Origin of the sequence: Streptomyces sp. NPDC093586, assembly GCF_044764905.1 — a bacterium.
In the GTDB taxonomy this organism is placed as follows: Bacteria; Actinomycetota; Actinomycetes; order Streptomycetales; family Streptomycetaceae; genus Streptomyces.
In genome coordinates, this window is sequence record NZ_JBIWJA010000005.1 from 42701 (window position 1) to 61366 (window position 18666).

General features: G+C 71.8%; 12 protein-coding genes. 5 read left to right on the plus strand and 7 right to left on the minus strand.

From position 1 onward, the window contains the following. Positions 1-4: 4 nt before the first annotated feature. Positions 5-1483 carry a DUF1996 domain-containing protein gene (locus tag ACIRFH_RS07620; RefSeq protein WP_403517867.1) on the plus strand — a complete coding sequence of 493 codons (1479 nt, stop codon included), beginning with the start codon at positions 5-7 and terminating at the stop codon, positions 1481-1483. A gap of 72 nt (positions 1484-1555) precedes the next feature. On the opposite strand, the gene ACIRFH_RS07625 is transcribed toward ACIRFH_RS07620, so the two are convergent. Next, the gene (locus ACIRFH_RS07625; RefSeq protein ID WP_403517869.1) at positions 1556-1984 is read right to left on the minus strand and encodes a hypothetical protein; all 429 of its coding nucleotides are present in this window, start codon (positions 1982-1984) and stop codon (positions 1556-1558) included. Between the two features lie 136 nt (positions 1985-2120). Here ACIRFH_RS07625 and ACIRFH_RS07630 point away from each other — a divergent pair, with 136 nt between their 5' ends. The 3 genes from ACIRFH_RS07630 to ACIRFH_RS07640 all read left to right on the plus strand — a co-directional run bounded on the left by ACIRFH_RS07630 (position 2121) and on the right by ACIRFH_RS07640 (position 6005). Beyond that, the gene (locus ACIRFH_RS07630; RefSeq protein WP_403517871.1) at positions 2121-4049 is read left to right on the plus strand and encodes a hypothetical protein; all 1929 of its coding nucleotides are present in this window, start codon (positions 2121-2123) and stop codon (positions 4047-4049) included. An 85-nt stretch (positions 4050-4134) separates the two neighbouring features. Continuing rightward, positions 4135-5223, plus strand: a complete 1089-nt coding sequence (locus ACIRFH_RS07635; protein ID WP_403517872.1) for a PDR/VanB family oxidoreductase — start codon at positions 4135-4137, stop codon at positions 5221-5223. Between the two features lie 65 nt (positions 5224-5288). Continuing rightward, positions 5289-6005 (plus strand): TetR/AcrR family transcriptional regulator, encoded by a 717-nt coding sequence (locus tag ACIRFH_RS07640; protein WP_403517874.1) that lies wholly within the window; start codon positions 5289-5291, stop codon positions 6003-6005. 1 nt (position 6006) lies between these two features. On the opposite strand, the gene ACIRFH_RS07645 is transcribed toward ACIRFH_RS07640, so the two are convergent. The 6 genes from ACIRFH_RS07645 to ACIRFH_RS07670 all read right to left on the minus strand — a co-directional run bounded on the left by ACIRFH_RS07645 (position 6007) and on the right by ACIRFH_RS07670 (position 17176). After that, positions 6007-6360 (minus strand): 5-carboxymethyl-2-hydroxymuconate Delta-isomerase, encoded by a 354-nt coding sequence (locus ACIRFH_RS07645; protein ID WP_403517876.1) that lies wholly within the window; start codon positions 6358-6360, stop codon positions 6007-6009. A 49-nt stretch (positions 6361-6409) separates the two neighbouring features. Further along, positions 6410-11836: a pullulanase-type alpha-1,6-glucosidase gene (gene pulA, locus ACIRFH_RS07650; RefSeq protein ID WP_403517879.1), complete on the minus strand. Its 5427-nt coding sequence runs from the start codon at positions 11834-11836 to the stop codon at positions 6410-6412. A 210-nt stretch (positions 11837-12046) separates the two neighbouring features. Further along, positions 12047-13729, minus strand: a complete 1683-nt coding sequence (locus ACIRFH_RS07655; protein WP_403517881.1) for a glycoside hydrolase family 13 protein — start codon at positions 13727-13729, stop codon at positions 12047-12049. Positions 13730-13876: 147 nt separating this feature from the next. Next, on the minus strand, positions 13877-14785 hold the full coding sequence (locus tag ACIRFH_RS07660; RefSeq protein WP_403517883.1) for a sugar ABC transporter permease: 909 nt from the start codon (positions 14783-14785) through the stop codon (positions 13877-13879). Between the two features lie 13 nt (positions 14786-14798). After that, entirely contained in the window at positions 14799-15803 is a 1005-nt protein-coding gene (locus ACIRFH_RS07665) for a carbohydrate ABC transporter permease (RefSeq protein ID WP_403517885.1), read from the minus strand. A gap of 107 nt (positions 15804-15910) precedes the next feature. Beyond that, positions 15911-17176, minus strand: coding sequence for an extracellular solute-binding protein (locus tag ACIRFH_RS07670; RefSeq protein ID WP_403517887.1), 1266 nt, complete (start codon positions 17174-17176; stop codon positions 15911-15913). 378 nt (positions 17177-17554) lie between these two features. On the opposite strand from ACIRFH_RS07670, the gene ACIRFH_RS07675 reads away from it, so the two are divergent. Then, on the plus strand, positions 17555-18589 hold the full coding sequence (locus ACIRFH_RS07675) for a LacI family DNA-binding transcriptional regulator (RefSeq protein WP_403517889.1): 1035 nt from the start codon (positions 17555-17557) through the stop codon (positions 18587-18589). Positions 18590-18666 lie beyond the last annotated feature (77 nt).

Genomic DNA, 18666 nt, shown 5'->3' on the forward strand with positions numbered 1-18666 from the left:
ACTGATGGGACGCAACACGAGAAAACGCCGTACGCCGCCGGCCACCAAGGTCATAGCCGGGGCGGCGGCCCTGGCGCTCGGTGGGGGCGGGCTGGTCTGGGCGGACTTCTACGCCTCGGCCCACGAGGAGCACTCGCCGCACAACCGGACGAGGTCGGCCGCGGCGCAGGTCGCGACCATCAGCTGCCCCGACGTCGGCCAGCGGATCGCCGGCGTGCCGGACCGCGCCCGCGGAGAGGTGGACGGCGAACTGGCCACGCTGGACAGCCAGATCACCGAGGCCTACCAGCGGCTCACCACCACGCGGCGCGCGCAGGAGGGGGACGCCCGGTTCGTGGACAACGCCGTTCTGGGCCCCCTCCGGGAGCGACGGAAGGTGATCATCGACCGGATCCAGCTGGAGATCGACCGGGCCGGCGGCCGGGCGGACGACGGCCTGGACGACCTGGCCGCCTGCCAGGGCCGCCCCACGGACCAGCAGCAGGGCGGCGGAGGTCGGGGTGACGGTGGCCGGGGCGGTGACGGCCAGGATCAAGGGGGCGACAACGGCAACGGTGCCGCGGGTCCGGTGGCCGCCGACTTCATCGACATCGGCGACGTCCGGCCGAACTCGCGCGACAGCCGCAACGGCCTCGCCGCCGACGGCGACGGCGGCTCCACCGGCACCTTCACCACCGACTGCGGCGTCAACGAGGACAACCTGTTCAACAGCGACAACCTGATCGCCGCCCCCGGCGTCGACAACGGCGCGCACCACACCCACGACTACGTCGGCAACCAGGACAACGACGCCTTCTCCAGCGACGACGACCTGGCGAACGCCGGCACCTCGTGCCGGAACCAGGGCGACAGGTCCACCTACTACTGGCCGGTGCTGCGCCTGCAGGACGGCACGCGGGAGTTCGACGCGGGCGACCGGGGCGGCGGCGCCGAGGGCAACATCGGCAAGATCCTCAAGCCCGTCCAGGCCCAGCTGAGGTTCGTCGGCAACCGGCGGGGCGACGTGGTCGCGATGCCGAAGTTCCTGCGCATCATCACCGGCGACGCCAAGTCCTTCACCAACGGCGACGCGAACGCCAACAGTTCGTGGAGCTGCACCGGCTTCGAGGACCGGCAGGTCACCGACAAGTACCCGGTGTGCCCCGGCGGCAGCCAGGTGGTGCGCACGGCCGACTTCCAGAGCTGCTGGGACGGCCGGAACACCGACAGCGCCAACCACCGCACCCACACGGCGTTCGTCGACGAGGACGGCGCCTGCCCGGACGGCTTCCGGGCCGTCCCCCAGCTCCGGGTCCGCCTGGTGTACGACGTCCCCGCCCCGGTCGTCGAGAACGGCCGGGTGCGGAACCCGTACGCCGTGGACGGCTTCCCGGAGCAGCTGCACAAGCCGATCACCGACCACAACGACTTCATCAACGTCATGGACGAGGACCTGATGAACAAGGTGGTCGACTGCATCAACAACGGCGAGGACTGCACGTAGACCGACCGGTGACGGGCCGGGGAGGGCCGGCGGCGGGCGTCCGCCGCCGGCCCTCCCCGGCCCGCGGGACGGTCAGCTCCCGTGGCCGCCGTGCCCGGCCGGGTGCGTGCCGCCCCCGTGCCGTGCCCCCTGCTCCAGGGTGCCGCCGAGCCGCCCGCGCAGGCCGGCCACGACGTCCTCGTGGCCGACGGCGACCCACTTGCGGCCGACGAGGTAGTGACCGCCGTAGTCCTCGGCCGTGTCGATCCACTCGCGCTGTCCGCGGTCGGTGGCGAAGGTGGCGAGGACGTACTTCTCGTCGCCCTCGGCGCAGAGGGCCTGGCGGATGGTGTCCGCGTCGGTCTGCAGGTCCGGCTCGCAGCCGGCCTCGGCGGCCAGGTGCTCCAGGCTCCCGGTCGCCGTCTCCGGTACGGCCTCGCCGTTCCCCTCGGACGCGCAGCCCGTCAGCGCCAGTACCGTCACCGTTCCGGCCAGCGCGAGCCTCGGTCGGGTCAGCCTCATGCGTTCCTCCGGTCCCTTCCGGCGACATGCCGCACGGAGCCCCGGCGCGGGGCCCCGGTCACCGGTACGGCGGCGGAGCGCGGAGCGCTCAAAGGTCGCCGGGTGACCACGGGCCGACTGGCTCGTTCTGCTGGACGTGCAGTCACAGGATGTCGCCAAACGCCCCGCACGGTCCGCCGGAGACCCGGTCGTCGACGTCGAGCAGGCCGAGGCCGCGCTCGTCGAGCACTATCCGGGTCTGGTCCGGCTCGCCTACCTGGTGCTGCCGCCGGATCTCGGCCGCAGCCGCCGGGTGCTGACCGCGCACGCCCTGACCCAGCGCGCGCTGCCCCGGAACCGGACGGTGACGCCCGTGATCCCGGCCCAGTCGAGCGGCCGTGAGGGCGATCCGGGGTACGCCCTGGTGCGTCTGCGGGTCGTGCGTACGGCGCTGGAGGCGGGGCTGCCGCTGCGGCGCCGGGCGTGGCCCAGGCGGTCCCAGCTGCCGCCGCTGCTGCCCCAGGTGTGGGGGCTCACGCTCTTCCCGCGCTCGGGCGGCGCCGACGAACTCGCCCTGGACCAGAGGCTGTCCGCCCTGTCCGGCCCGGCCCGGGCGGCGTACGCGCTGCGCGGTCTCGACCGGCTCCCGGACGGCGACGTACGGCGCGTGCTCACGGCCGCCGGGGTCGCCGAAGCCGACGCCGACGCCGCGCTGCGTGAGGCCGACGAGGTGGCGGACCGGTACGCGCTGCTCGGCTCCCCCGGGTTCGACCCCTGCACGTTGCAGGCCCGGCCCACCGATCTGATGCGCCGCCGCCGGCACACCAAGGCCGCGCTGGTCGCGGGGGCGGCGCTGGTGGTGTGCGGGGCGCTGCTGGGCCTGCCCGGGGGCGGCTGGGGGCCGGACGGCGCCGCCGCCCCGGTGTACGCCCGCAATCCGGCGGCCGAGGCGGCCCTCGACCCCGGCAAGCTGACGCGGGCGGCCCCCGCCGCCTGGAAGACGTCCGCGCGCACCGACTTCTCGGTGTGGCCGGCGCGCGGCGCCCTCACCGGCGACGAGGAACTGCTGCGCCGGGCCCTCGCCGTCTGGGCCCGCCCCGGCGGGAGCGTGCGGGTCTCGGCGACGGCGGGCACCGCGGCAGGCGGGCCGGCCGGACCGCCGCAGCTGCTGTACGCCGGGACCGTCGACGCGGCGCGTGTGGTGATCCTCTACGACGGTCTGCGCGTCGTCCGGTACGCCGAGCCGAAGGACGGCACGGCGGGCGCCGCCCTCGACCTCGCGCGGGCCGACGGGGCCGGCCGGGCGGAGGCGAACGCGGTGGTGCTGGGCCGGACCGACGGCAACGTGCGCTATCTGACGGCGCCCTGGGTGACGAAGGCGGCCGAACGGGACCTGGCGAAGCCGAATTCCGGCGCGATGGACCTGACGCTGACCGACGGGGTGACCTCGCCGCTGGCCTCTCCGGTCCTGCGCTCCGGCGCCTGTACGTCGTGGAACGTGCTCCAGGTGACCGACGGCTCGCGCACCCGCCTGATGAGCGACCTCGGCGAGCTGGTCCCGGCCCACCTCACCGCCGGGCGGCCCGGCAGGACCAAGGAGGTCTCCGGTGCCGGGGCGCTGCACGCCTGGGCGCCGTACGCCTGCTCCCTGGGCGCCGTGCGCGGGCAGGGGGTGCGGTCGGTGAACGCGTGGGAGTTCGCGAGCCAGCCGCTGCCCGACGACTCGGGCGGTGCGGGCGAGTGGGTGTGCACGCGGGCCGAGACCTGGCGGGGGGCCGGGGCGCGGGTGATGGCGCAGTTCCGGACGCCGGGCGGGGCGCGGGGCGCGGTGGCCGCGAAGGCCCAGGACGTACCGGCGTGCGGCAAGCGCGATCCGCACGTGCTGGCCGGGGTGCTGTGGAAGTCGGAGGGCGGGCGCTGGTACCTGCTGGCCGCCGGCAGCCGGGACACGAAGTCGATCGAGGCGACGGGCGGCGTCAGCGGCTCCGCCGACGGCAACCTGCTGACGGCCGGGGCCGAGCAGGGCGCGCGGGCCGAGCTGAAGGGCACCCTGGAGGACGGGCGGACGATCGGCGGGCTGCGCTAGGCACCGGACACCCTTGTTGACATCAGCGTCAACAAGTGGCCGCACAAGGGTTCCCGGCGGACCTACTCGTCAGTACATTGACGCCATGTCCAACAAGCATGTCTTCACGTGGAGGACCCTGGCGATCGTGGCCGGTGCCGCGCTGGTCGTCCGGCGGGTGGTACGGGGCCGGATCCCGGCCCCGGTCCCGTCGCCGGACTCCGGGCGGTCCGGGGCCCGCGGCCTGAAACTGCTGGTCACCGCGCACGAACGCCTGGCCGACGGGGTGGCCGGGATCCGCCTGGAGGGGCACGGCCTGCCGCGCTGGGAGCCGGGGGCCCATGTGGACCTGGTCCTGCCGTCGGGGCTGGTCCGGCAGTACTCGCTGTGCGGCGATCCCGAGGACACCTCCTCGTACACCGTCGCCGCGCGGCTGGTCGAGGACGGGCGGGGCGGCTCGCGCGAGGTGCACGAGCAGGTGCAGGAGGGGACGGAACTGGAGGTGCGCGGACCGCGCAACCGTTTCCCGCTGGTCGAGGCCCCGTCCTACGTCTTCGTCGCCGGCGGCATCGGCATCACCCCGATCCTGCCGATGCTGCGGGCACTGCCGGAGGGCACCGAGTGGCGGCTGCTGTACGGCGGGCGGACGCGGGCCTCGATGCCGTTCCTGGAGGACGTCGAGAAGCTGGACGCGGGCCGCGAGCGAAGCGGGACGGGGGTGCCCCCGGCCGAAGGTCGGGGGAGGGTCACCGTGGTCGCCGAGGACGAGGACGGGCTGCCGGACCTGGACGCCTTCCTCGCGGATCTCCCCGAGGGCGCGGCCGTCTACTGCTGCGGCCCCGAGGGCCTGATGGCGGCCGTCGGGGAACGGCTCCCGGAGGGCACCGCCCTCCACCTGGAACGGTTCGCGCCGCGTACGACGGCGGGCGGGGACGGGGAGTTCGAGGTCGAGCTGCACCGCAGCGGGCGCACCCTGACCGTGCCCGCCGGCTCGTCCGTGCTGGCCGCCGTGCGCACCGAGCTGCCGAACACGCCGTACTCCTGCGAGCAGGGCTGGTGCGGTACCTGCCAGCAGCGGGTGCTGGAGGGCGAGATCGATCACCGCGACGAGCTGCTGACCGACTCGGAGCGCGGCGACTCGATGCTCATCTGCGTCTCGCGCGCCAGGAGCGCGCGGCTGGTGCTGGATCTGTGAGTCCGGTGAACACCCTGGCCGGTCCGGCCCGTTGAGAGGCCGGATCCGATCGGTAAGGTGTTCGTATGACTACCGGGGTACGCCGCAGGATGGGCGTCGAGGAGCGACGGCGGCAGTTGATCGACGTCGCGCTCGAGCTGTTCAGCCGTCGCTCGCCCGACGAGGTCTCCATCGACGAGATAGCGTCGGCGGCGGGCATCTCGCGCCCGCTGGTCTATCACTACTTCCCCGGCAAACTCAGCCTGTACGAGGCCGCGTTGCAGCGCGCCTCCAGTGATCTGGCCGCCCGGTTCGCGGAGCCCCGGGAGGGTCCGCTGGGGGCGCGGCTGCTGCGGGTGACGGGGCGCTACCTCGACTTCGTCGACGAGCACGGCCCCGGGTTCTCGGCGCTGATGCGCGGGGGCCCGGCCGTCTCCGCGGGCGGACCCTGCTCGCTGAGCACGGCGCCCGCGGCGAACGCGCTCGTCGACTCCGTGCGGCAGGCCGCGTACGTCCAGCTCCTTTCGCACCTGGGCGTCACCGAGCCGTCCGCGCGTCTGGACCTGGTCGTCCGCTCCTGGATCTCGCTCGCCGAGTCGACGGCCCTGATCTGGCTGGACGGCCGGCGCATCCCGCGCGCCGAGCTGGAGGTCCAGCTCGTGCACGACTTCGCCGCGCTGCTGGCGGTGGGCGCCGCCCACGACGAGGAGACGGCCGCCCTGCTGCGCGGCATCCTGCGGGACGAGCCGGCCGACGGCCCGTTCACGGACCTGGCCGGCCGGCTGACCGGGCTGACGTCGTAGCTCAGACCTCGGCCTTGCGGTAGGACGGGTCGAGGTCGCGGACCTCGGCCGACAGGTGCAGGGTGACCCCGTCCCTGGGCTCGACGTGCTTGCGCAGCAGCTCCACCACGGCCTCGGTGAGTCGCGCCTTCGTCTCGTCGGACCGTCCGGCGAGCAGGGCGATCGACACGTTCACGATGGCGTGCCGCCCCTTCTCGGCGCCGACGACGTCCTCCTCGCCGCGCAGGACCCGCGTCTTGCACGCCTCCAGCCGCGCGGCGGCCGTCTCGACGACCACCGGGTGCAGGGCGACCGCCAGCTCCTCCCAGTCGATGTCGTCCAGCCAGGAGGAACGCTGGATGGTGATCTGCGGCATGGGTGCTCCTGTTCTCGGGCGGACAGGAGCACCCTAACCGCGGGTTCCGCTAGCCCGCGCGGGTGAAGACCGCCACGGTGCGGGCCGGGACCGTGAAGGTGCCCGATTCCTTCGCGTAGGCGGCCTTCTTCACGACGGAATCCGCTCCGGACGCCTGCACCGGGTGCAGCCGGTAGCCGGTCCCGGCCGTCTCGCTCACCCGCTGCCGCTGCTCCTCGGGGGTCGCGTTGAAGACCACGACCAGGTCACCGAGGCGCATGGTGATCACGCCGGGTGTCTCGTCCTTCCCGGAGAGCGGGAAGGCGAGCCGGGACTGCACCTGGCCGGCCGTGGCGAGGGAGAAGTCCTTCTCGCCCGTACGGATCCTCAGCAGGTCCCGGTAGGCGGCCGAGGCGCCGGTGATCTGCGGGCAGCCCACCTTCACCGTGCTCAGCAGGGGCTTGGCGTAGGGCCACTTGTCCTTGTTGTCGGCGGCCGGCGGCAGCCCGCGGCCGAAGCCGTTGCCGTCGGCGCAGTTCCAGTGGACGGCGTTGAACCAGTCGCCGCTGTCGAAGGAGTTGCGGTCCAGCGACTTGGAGCGCAGCAGGTCGGTGCCCGCCTGGGAGAGCGCCGGGCCCTGCGAGAGGGCGGCGGTGGCCATGGCGAGGACCTGCATGCGGGCCCGGTCGTCGGCGGAGGTGTCCTTCGGCAGCTTGAAGGCGAGCGCGTCGAACAGGGACTCGTTGTCGTGGGCGTCGGCGTAGGCGAGGGCGTCGCCCGGTGCCGCGGCGTATCCGGCGGGGGCGCCGTTGTAGTCGACCTCGGAGCCCTTGACCTCCTTGCCGTCGGTGTCCGTGAAGCGGTACCCGGCGAGGTTGCCGGTCAGGCCGACCTTGATCAGGTCCTGGTAGTGCAGCAGGCGGGCCTTCTGCTCGGCCTCGGTGCCGTTCTCCTTCGAGGAGTTGGGGTCGGTGTAGAGGCCGGAGGCGAAGCCCTGGACGCCGGGGTCGGCGTCGAAGGGGCCGCCGCCGCGCACGGCGTCGCGGGCGCGGTCGGAGAAGGTGGCGATGCCCGTGCCGGCCATGTTCTTCTGGGTGGCCTGGACGAAGCGGGCGTCGTCGGCGACCTCGCCGAAGTTCCAGCCCTCGCCGTACAGGATGATCTTCTTGCCGTCGACGCCGTCCTTCTCGACGGTCAGGGCGTCCAGGGCCTTGCGGACGGCGAGGATGTTGGCCTTCGGGTGGTGCCCCATGAGGTCGAAGCGGAAGCCGTCGACCTTGTACTCCTTGGCCCAGGTGACGACCGAGTCGACGACCAGCTTGCCCATCATGGCGTTCTCGGTGGCGGTGTTCGCGCAGCAGGTGCTGTTCGCGACCGAGCCGTCCGCGAGGAGCCGCTGGTAGTAGCCGGGCACGATCCGGTCCAGGACGCTCGTCGCCGCCTGGCCGCTCGCCGCCGTGTGGTTGTAGACCACGTCCATGACGACCCGCAGGCCGTCCTCGTTCAGCGCCTTGACCATGCGGCGGAACTCGACCGTGCGGGCGGTGCCGTCGGGGTCGGTGGCGTAGGAGCCCTCGGGGACGGTGTAGTGGTACGGGTCGTAGCCCCAGTTGTAGGCGTCCTTCGCGGCGGCCTTCGCCACGCACTCCTGCTGCTGGTCGGAGTCGGCGGGGAGGGCGGCGAGGTCGCAGTCGACGGTCGTCTGGCCGGACTTCTTCTCGGGGACGGTGGCGATGTCGAAGGCGGGCAGCAGGTGCACGTACGACGTGCCGGCCTTCGCCAGCTCGCGCAGATGCTTCGAGCCGTCGCTGTCCTTGTCGGTGAAGGCGAGGTACGTGCCCCGGTGGTCCGGGGCGGTCGTGCGGTCCGCGACGGAGAAGTCGCGGATGTGCAGCTCCTGGATCTGGGCGTCCCGCAGCGGCACGGCCTTCGGCTTGGTGTAGCCGTCCCAGCCGCGCGGGGCGAGGGCGCGGTCGTCGAGGTCGGCGACGAGGCTGCGCTCGGAGTCGGTGGTCAGGGCGACCGAGTAGGGGTCGGTGACCTTGTTGGTGACGACCTCGCCGGCACCGGGCGCCCAGACCCGGACGGCGTACCGGTAGGGCTTGCCCTTCCAGGACTTCGGGCCGGTGACGGACCAGACGCCGGTGGCGTCGTCGCGCCGCATGCCCACGGTGCGGCCGTCGATCTCCAGCTTCACGTCCTGCGCGGTCGGCGCCCACACGGACAGCGTGGGACGGCCGTGGTGGAAGACCGGGCCGAGGGCGGCCTTGGCGGCGCCCGGGTAGAGGTCGTCCAGGGCGCCGGCGGCCTGCACGCCGGTCGCGGCGAGCACGGCGCCGGTGGCGGTGCGCTGGGAGGCGACGACCTGGCCGCGCAGGGCCTCGCGGACCCGGTCGCGGTCGCGCGGGTCGACGGACCAGGCGGTGTACGCCTTCAGGTGCGGGTACTTCGCCTTCTGGGCGTCGGTGAGGGTCGTCCTGGTCAGGCGGAGCCATTGGGCGTCGTCGCCGGTGAGGGTGCCGTTCGCGGCCTTGACCGAGCCGGTGCGGGAGGCGAGGAGCTGGGTGGAGGCGGCGCCCTCGGAGCCGTTCCAGGCGACGGTGTTCCGGTCGATCCAGACCGCCTCGGAGGTGGTGAGGTCGACGGCGGCGGCCGAGCCCGCGGGCTGCGGCAGCAGGTGCTTCTCCTGGCCGCTCAGCAGCCACACCTCGTGGCCGTCGGTCTTGAGGTCCAGGGACTGGTCGGTGGGCAGGTCCTTCTCGTCGCCCTTGTGGAGGATGTAGCCGAGGCTGGTGGCGCCCTCGGTGAGGGGCACCTCGAAGACCGCGCCGTAGGGGTCGGTCCGCACCGGGGCGAGCGGCTTCGCCCAGTCGGTCGGGTTCGCGGCGCCGCCCCAGACGTGCAGGCCCCAGCCGTCGTAGTTCCCGTCGGCCCGGTGGTAGTGCAGGACGGCCTTGGTGGTGTCCTGCGCCGGGTACTCGGGCCGTTCGGTGACGACCTGTTCCTTGCCCTGTTCGACCCAGACCTCGCCCGTCTTCGTGACGTCGATGGTGCGGTCGGCGGCGACGTCCTTGTTTCCGGCCTTGTCGATGACGAGGAAGGAGACGTTCGACGCGCCGGGCTTGAGCTTGACGTAGGCGAAGGCGCCGTAGGCGTCGCGGCCGGTGAAGGGGTGGCTCTTCGGCCACTCGGTGGCCTCGCCGTCGGCGAGGTCGCCCCAGGAGTACAGGCCCCAGTCGTCGTAGTTCCCGTCCGCGCGCTTGTAGTGGACGATCGCGTGGTCGCGGGAGGCTGCGGTGGGCGGCTGCTCGACGGGCGGGGTGCCGGTGACCGAGGCGGCCGTGGCGCTCGCGGTGCGGCCCGCCGAGTCGACGACGACCGCCTTGTAGCGCAGGACGGTGCCGGCCGGGGTGCCCTCGCCGATGGTCTGGGTGACCTTGTAGGGGGCGTGGTCGGCGGAGCCGAGGGTGTGCCACTTCCCGTTGCCGGTCTGGGCGGCGAAGACGACGCGGTTCAGCTGTCCGCCGGAGACGTCGGCCGTCAGCTCGACGGTGCCGGTGGCGCCGGGCTCCGGGGCCTTGAGGGTGATCGTCGGCGCGGTGGCCGGCGCGGCGGGCCGGCCGGCTGCCTTGAGGACGATCGCCGAGCCGGCGGGCACGGTGACGGTGATCTTCGTGTCGGCGCCGGAGCGCACGGTGGCGTCGGTGCCGTACAGGCCGCGGAAGGTCATGCCGGCGGAGCCGGTGGCGAAGGTGGCCGTCCTCGCCCCGTCGGCGTTGTTGAGGGCGACGACGTACTCGGTGCCGGTCCTCGCGTCGGTGCGGGAGAAGGCGTAGACGCCGGGTCCGTCGGCGGCGTAGCGCTCGGTCTGGACGCCGTCGGCGAGGGCCGGGTGGTCCTTGCGGAGCTTCGCCAGGGCGCTGATCCGCCGGTAGAGCGGTGCTCGCGTGTCGTAGGCGTCGACGGCGTGGGTGCGGTCGGTGCCGAGCTGGTCGTCGTCCAGGTAGTCGGCGGTGCGGGAGGCGAACATCGGCTGGCGGGCGTCCTTGTCGCCGCCGGCGCCGGTGAAGCCCTGTTCGTCGCCGTAGTAGACCACCGGGTTGCCGCGGCTGAGGAACATCAGCTCGTTGGCGAGCCCGTCCTTCTTCAGCAGTTCGGCGTCGGTCGCCTTCGGGTCGTCCTGCTTGAGGAAGGTGCCGAAGCGGCCCATGTCGTGGTTGCCGAGGAAGGTGACCTGCTCGTAGGCGTTGGCCTTGTCGGTCGTGTACTTCCAGTCGTCACCGAAGACGGCGGCGAGCCTCTTGGCGCTGCCGCCCTGGGAGACGTAGGCGCGGGCCGCGTCCTGGAAGGGGAAGTCCAGCGTGGCGTCCAGGCGGCCCCGGGTGACGTACGGGGCGGTGACGGAGGTGTCGGCGGAGTAGACCTCGCCGAACATGAAGAAGTCCTCGCGGCCCTTCTTCGCCGCGTAGGCGTCCAGCGCGGTGGCCCACTGGGTCCAGAACTCCATGTTCACGTGCTTCACGGTGTCGATCCGGAAGCCGTCGACGGCGAAGTCCTTCACCCACCGCTCGTAGATCTTCTCCATGCCGCTGACGACCTCGGGCCGTTCGGTCCACAGGTCGTCGAGGCCGTTGAAGTCGCCGTAGGTGGCGGACTCGCCGGCCCAGGTGGAGTCGCCCCGGTTGTGGTACATCGCCGGGTCGTTGAGCCAGGACGGGACCTTGAGGTTCTTCTTCGCGGCCGGGACGACCGGCGTGCGCGGGAAGGAGCCGGTGTCCACGCGGGGGAAGCGGCGGGCGCCGTCGGCGTAGTCGGCGTCGTCGAAGGGCTCGCCGTCCTTCGTCAGGTAGGGGAAGGCGCCCTTGGAGAGGTAGTCGTAGGACTTCTCCTCGTAGTCGACGACGTCGGCGGTGTGGTTGGTGATGACGTCGAAGAAGACCTTCATGCCCTTGGCGTGGGCCTTGGAGATGAGGTCCTTCAGGTCCTGGTTGGTGCCGAAGTGCGGGTCGACCTGGGTGAAGTCGGTGATCCAGTAGCCGTGGTAGCCGGCGGAGGCGTCCTTGCCGGTGCCCTGGACGGGCTGGTTCTTGAAGAGGGGCGCCATCCAGAGGGAGGTGGTGCCCAGGCCCTTGATGTAGTCGAGTCGCTCGGTCAGGCCCTTGAGGTCACCGCCCTGGTAGAAGCCCTTGTCGGTGGGGTCGTAGCCGGTGACCGTGCGGGTGCCGGTCAGACCGCCCTGGTCGTTGCGGGGGTCGCCGTTGGCGAAGCGGTCCGGCAGGACGAAGTAGAACTGCTCGCGGGTCAGGTCGTGGCGGGCGGCGGTCTTCGCCAGCGTCGCGTCCGACGGGGGTGCGGGCGGGGCGCCGGCCCGCGCGGCGAGGGGTGTCAGGAGTGTCGCCGCGAGCGCGGCGACGGTGACGGCCGCGATCCGTGGGGCCGCGGCCCCTCCGGGTGCGGCGGTGCGGCGCTTCACAGGCGCCGGCCATCTCGGTATCACCGGTGTGAACTCCTTGCGATTACGGCTCGTTCGGGTCCGACCCCGGCGTGACCGTAGCGCCGACGCAAGTCTTGCGGCAAGGGTCGTGAAAGTAACGGTAAGAACTTTCACGGCCGTTGGGGCGCGTCCCGCCCGCCGGTGACCGCGGGAACGGCAGGGCCCCTCCGTTCCCGTCGGGGAACGGAGGGGCCCTGCGGCCGTTTCTCCCGGTCAGGCCGTCGTCCACCACACGGTGGTGTCCGCGGGCACCTGCGCCTCGCCGTTCGCCTCGGTCACCTCGCCGCTGGACAGCAGCATCCGGCCGTAGGCGGGCACCGTCACCGGCTCGCCGGTGGTGTTGGCCACGCACACGAACTCCCCGCGCCGGAAGGCGAGGACGCCCTCGGGCGCCCGCAGCCACTCCACGGCGTCGCCCGCGCCCAGGTCGGCCTGCTCCCGGCGGACGGCCAGCGCGCTGCGGTACAGCTCCAGGGTCGAGCCGGGCCGGCCCGTCTGGGCCTCCACGCTCAGCTCGCCCCAGTCCGCGGGCTGGGGGAGCCAGCTGCCGCCGGCGCCGAAGCCGTACGACGCCCCCGTGCGCGTCCACGGGATCGGCACCCGGCAGCCGTCGCGGAAGCCGTCCTGGCCGGCGCCGCGGAAGTACGCCGGGTCCTGGCGCACCTCGTCGGGCAGGTCGACGACGTCCGGCAGGCCGAGCTCCTCGCCCTGGTAGACGTAGGCCGAGCCGGGCAGCGCCAGCATCAGCAGGGTGGCCGCGCGGGCCCTGCGCAGGCCCAGCTCGCGGTCGCCGGCCAGGCGGAGCTGGGTGCCGAGGCCGGGCGGGTTGGCGAAGCGGGTGGCGTGCCGGGTGACGTCGTGGTTGGACAGCACCCAGGTGGCCGGGGCGCCGACCGGGCGCATGGCGTCCAGGGTGCGGTCGATGACCGTGCGCAGCTCCTCGGCGTCCCAGTGGGTGCCCAGGTACTGGAAGTTGAACGCCTGGTGCAGCTCGTCGGGGCGGACGTAGTTGGCGGTGCGCTCGACGGTCGGCGTCCACGCCTCGGCGACGAAGATGCGCTCTCCGCTGTACTCGTCGAGGATGAGCCGCCACTGGCGGTAGATGTCGTGGACGCCGTCCTGGTCGAAGAACGGCATGACATCGTTGCCCAGCAATTTCAGCTGCTCGTGCGATCCCAGGTCGGGCAGGCCCTCGGCCTTCACCATGCCGTGGGCGACGTCGATGCGGAAGCCGTCCACGCCCATGTCCAGCCAGAAGCGCAGGATGGAGCGGAACTCGTCGCCGACGGCCGGGTGCTCCCAGTTGAAGTCGGGCTGCTCGGGGGCGAACAGGTGCAGGTACCACTCCCCCGGCGTGCCGTCGGGCTCGGTGACCCGGGTCCAGGCGGGGCCGCCGAAGATGGACTCCCAGTCGTTGGGCGGCAGTTCGCCGTTCTCGCCCTTGCCGGGGCGGAAGTGGTAGCGGTCCCGCGACGGGGAGCCGGGGCCCTCGGCGAGGGCGCGCTTGAACCACTCGTGCTGGTCGGAGGAGTGGTTCGGGACCAGGTCGACGATGATGCGCAGGCCCAGCCCGTGGGCGTCGCGGATCAGCGCGTCCGCGTCCAGGAGGGTGCCGAACATGGGGTCGACGGCCCGGTAGTCGGCGACGTCGTAGCCGGCGTCGGCCTGCGGGGAGGCGTAGAAGGGGCTGAGCCACACGGCGTCCACGCCCAGGTCGCGCAGGTACGGCAGACGGGTGCGGACACCCTCCAGGTCGCCCATGCCGTCGCCGTTGCTGTCGGCGAAGCTGCGCGGATACACCTGGTAGATGACCGCGTCGCGCCACCAGTCGCGGCGCCGGGTGACGGTGGCGGTGGCGGAGGTGGGGGCCGGTGCGGCGGAGTGCTGCTGGCTCATGGCGTCCTTGTACGTAACGGGGCGGTTCGGGTCATGGGGTCGTGGTGGTGTCCGGCGACGGGGGACGAGGCGGCCGCGGTGACAGCGGGGTCGGATGGGCACCGCGGCCGCCACCCGCGCGGTGAGGCGCGGGAGTCGGTGGGGGCGTCAGCCCTTCGTGCCGCCGGCGGTGAGGCCGGTCACCAGGTTCTTCTGCACCAGGTAGAAGAACGCGGAGACGGGTATCGCGACGAGCACGGCGGTGGCCGCCATCAGGTTGCGCTGCGCGTCGTGCTCGCTGACGAAGCTCTGCAGCCCGACGGCGAAGGTGTACTTCGTGTCGCTCAGCATGAACGTCGAGGCGAAGGCGACCTCGCCGAAGGCCGTGATGAAGCTGTAGAAACCGGCGACCGCGAGGCCGGGCCTGGCGAGCGGGAGGATCAGCCGGAAGAACGTGCCGAAGGGGCTCAGTCCGTCGACCCGGCCGGCCTCGTCGATCTCGAACGGGATGGTGTCGAAGTAGCCCTTGAGCAGCCACGCGCAGTAGGGCACCGCGGTGGAGCAGTAGACGAGGACCAGACCGAGGTAGTTGTCGATGAGCTGGAGCTCGGACAGGATCTGGTACATCGGCACGATGAGGACCGCGATGGGGAACATCTGGGTGACCAGCAGGACCCACATCAGCTTCTTGTAGCCCGGGAAGCGCATCCGCGAGACGGCGTAGCCGGTGGTGGCGGCGACCATGACGCCGATGACCGTGGTGCCCAGCGAGACGATCAGCGAGCTCTTCAGCCAGTCGAAGAAGTTCGTGTGCTGGAGCACGAAGGCGTAGTTGTCGAAGGTCATCTTCGACCAGATGCGCCCGGGGTGCAGGTAGTCGTCCTTGTCCGGGCCGAGGGACAGGAAGACCAGCCAGGCGATCGGGAAGAGCGCGACGAGGCTCGCGACGGTCAGGATGCCGTGGGAGGCGAGGGAGGAGGCGCGGCTGCGTTCGCCCCGGCGCACCCTGCGCTTCGGTGCGGCGGGCGCGGGGGCCTTCTCGGCCCGGGCCTCGGTCGGCACGGTGGTGGTACTCATGGCGGCTCCTGCCTCAGTTCGCGAGCTGCTGCTCATTGCGGTTCAGCCAGCGGCGGTAGAAGGAGGTGAAGACGATCAGGACGGCCAGCAGCAGGATGCCGTAGGCGGCGGACTGCGCGAAGTCGCGTGGCTGCTGTCCGAACCCGAGCTGGTAGGCCCAGGTGACGAGGATCTGGGCGTCGGGGGCGGTGTTGCCGAAGAGCAGGAAGATCACGGCGAACTGGTTGAAGGTCCAGATGATGCCGAGCAGGACGACGGTGGAGCTGACGGTCCTGAGCCCCGGCAGGGTGATGTGGCGGAAGCGCTGCCAGGCGTTGGCCCCGTCCATCTCGGCGGCCTCGTACAGGCTGGCGTCGATGGACTGCAGGCCGCCGAGGAGCGAGACCATCATGAACGGCACACCGCACCAGGTGTTGACCATGATCGCGGCGAACCGCTGCCAGAAGACGTCCTCCAGCCACAGCGGGGTCGGCAGGTGCAACCAGTCCAGGCCGGCGTTGATGACACCGCCGTCGGCGAGCATGAAGCGCCAGCCGAAGACGGTGACGAAGGTCGGCACCGCCCACGGCAGGACCAGGATCAGCCGGTAGAAGGTGCGCCCGCGCAGCTTCTGGTTCAGCAGCAGGGCGAGGCCCAGACCGATGAAGTAGTGCAGGCCGACGCAGAGCGCCGTCCACACGATCGTCCAGATGAAGTGCGACCAGAAGCGGTCGTACGCCGTCGGTCCCCACAGGATGTCGGCGTAGTTGTCCAGGCCGATGAATTCGTAGGTGGCGTCGATGTGGTTGACGCCGATGGTGCGCGCGGAGTTGAGGCTGTTGGCGTCGGTGAGCGTGAGGTAGAGGCCGTACGCCAGCGGGTACAGCACGAGGACGCCGAGCACGACGGCCACCGGCGCGATCATCGCGTAGGCGTACCAGTGTTTCTGGTATCCGTCCTTCAGACGCCGGCCGAGGCCGGGCCGCGGGGTGCGGTCACCGCGGCGCTTGCCGGTCGCGCGGTCGATGGTGACTGTCATGGTTCGACACCTTCGGGAGCAGCAGGAAGATCAAGGGGTACGACACGCATACCGGTGGCCGCCGGATCCCCTCCCCCGTGGACGGGGGACCCGGCGGCCACGCGGGCTCACTTGCCGAAGTCCGGCACCAGCTTGGCGATCGCGGTCTCGGCGTCGCTCAGGCCCTCGTCCAGGGACTTCTTGCCGCCGGCGATCTGGGGCAGCTCGTCGTCGAGCGGGGTCCACAGGGAGCTGTACTCCGGCAGGGCCGGGCGAGGCTGGGCGGCCGGCAGGACCGTCTGGTAGCCGGCGATGCCCGGGTCGGCCTTGACCTTGTCGGTGTAGGCGTCGTCGCGGGTCGGCAGCGTGGAGTTCTTCAGGGCGACGGTCTCCTGGGACTTCGCCGAGGTCATGAAGTTCACGAGCTTCAGCGCCGCCTCCTGGTGCGCCTTGTCCGAACCGGCGTACACCGACAGGTTGTGGCCGCCGGTCGGGGCGCCCGCCTTGCCGGTGGAGCCGGCCGGGACGGTGACGATGCCGAGGTTGTTCTTGTCCTTGAACGCGGAGCCCTTGTAGAAGTTCGTGATCTCCCACGGACCCTGGATCGTCGAGGCGACCTTGCCGTTGACGAACGCGTCCTGGATGTGCGCGTAGGCGTCGGCGGTGGTGTCGGCCTTGTGCAGGCCCTTGCCGTCGAACAGGCTCAGCCAGGTGCCGTAGGCCTTCTTGGCCGCGGGCGAGGCGACGGTGACCTTCTTGGCGCCGGCGTCGACGGTGTCGGTGCCCTCGCCGTACAGGAACGGCTGGGCGTAGTAGCCCGCGGTGGAGCCCCAGAAGCCCTCGACGCCGGTCTTGTCCTTGATGGTGGCGGCGGCCTTCTTCAGGTCGTCCCAGGTCTTGGGGGGCTGGACGCCGGCCTTCTCGAACAGTGCCTTGTTGTAGACGAAGGCGAGCGTGTCGGTGACCAGCGGCACGCCGTAGGTCTTGCCCTCGTACTTGGCCTGCTCGATCAGGTTGGGCTGGAACTTGGCCTGGTCGGCGAGGGCCTCGGTGCCGTCCAGCGGCAGGAAGAAGCCCTTCTTGGCGAAGGCGGGGGTCCAGCCGACCTCGGAGCGCAGCACGTCCGGGGCGCCCTTGGAGCCGGCGGCGGTGTCGAACTTGTTCTGTGCCTGGTCGAAGGGCACGTTGACGAAGTTGACCTTGATGTCCTTGTGGGCGGCCTCGAACTCCTTGACCAGGGCCTTGTAGGTCGGCGCCTCGTTGGTCGCGTTGGAGGTGTCCCAGTAAGTGATGGTGACCGGTCCGCCGGACTCGCTGTCGCTGTCCCCGCCGCACGCCGTCGCCGCGAGGGCGAGGGACGCCACCAGAGCGGTGGCCGCTATGCCACGCCGCATGAGTTCTCCTTGAGGGTGAAAGCCCGTGTGTGCAGGGGTGCGGGCCCGTCCGCCGCTCCTGCCGACACCGACCGCGTCATTGCCGCCGTCGGGCGACGTGAACGTAACAGCGATGTAAGCGGCGCGAAAGGTCTTGCAGCAAAAAAGTGCAAGAGATCTCCGAAGTTATCCGTGCGTGACCTCTTGGCGACCGCCGTGAGACGCTTGCTTACGGGGCACGAGCGCTATCGGGCCGGTTGTGCAAGACTCTGCAAGCTCTTGCCGCCACTTTCTTGAGGGAGCGCGATGACACAGCAGTCCGCGCCGGGACGTCCAACAGGCCGCCCACGGCGCCCGGTCGGTGTGCAAGGCGCCATCCGGCAGGTACAGTCCACCCCTGTGACCACACGGCTTGCCGACATCGCCGCCCAGGCGGGCGTGAGCGAAGCGACGGTCAGCCGCGTCCTCAACGGGAAGCCGGGCGTCGCCGCCACCACCCGACAGTCCGTGCTCGCCGCCCTCGACGTCCTGGGCTACGAGCGGCCCGTACGGCTGCGGCAGCGCAGCGAGGGCCTGGTGGGGCTGATCACCCCGGAGCTGGAGAACCCGATATTCCCGGCCCTGGCCCAGGTCATCGGCCAGGCGCTGACCCGCCAGGGCTACACGCCGGTCCTCGCCACCCAGACCCCGGGCGGCTCCACGGAGGACGAGCTGACGGAGATGCTGGTCGACCGCGGGGTCGCCGGCATCATCTACGTCTCCGGACTGCACGCCGACACCACCGCCGACATGGAGCGCTACGAGCGGCTGCGCGCACAGGGCGTGCCCTTCGTCCTGGTCGACGGGTTCTCGCCGAAGGTGCAGGCGCCGTTCATCTCCCCCGACGACCGCGCCGCGATGAGCCTCGCCGTCACCCACCTCGTCTCGCTGGGCCACACCCGCATCGGGCTGGCCCTCGGCCCGAAGCGGTTCGTGCCGGTGCAGCGCAAGATCGAGGGCTTCGTCCGCACCGTCCAGGAACAACTGGGCCTCGACGCGCGGGCCGTGGAGACGGAACTCGTCCAGCACTCCCTCTACACCCTCGAGGGCGGCCAGGCGGCGGCCGCCGCGCTCATGGACCGGGACTGCACGGCCGTGGTCTGCGCCAGCGACATGATGGCGCTGGGCGCCATACGGGCGGCCCGGCAGCGCGGGCTGGACGTGCCCAAGGACATCTCGGTCGTCGGCTTCGACGACTCCCCGCTGATCGCCTTCACCGACCCGCCGCTGACGACCGTCCGCAAGCCGGTCCCGGCGATGGGGCAGGCGGCGGTGCGCACGCTGCTGGAGGAGATAGGCGGGACGCCCGCGCCGCACAGCGAGTTCGTGTTCATGCCGGAGCTGGTGGTGCGCGGTTCGACCGCCTCGGCGCCGGGAGAGCGGAACCGGTCCTGACGCCTTCCCCGGGGCAGCGGGTGCGGCCCGGCCCCGGCAGGGGGATGATCGGTGGCGGAAGGCTTTTCTGGCAGACT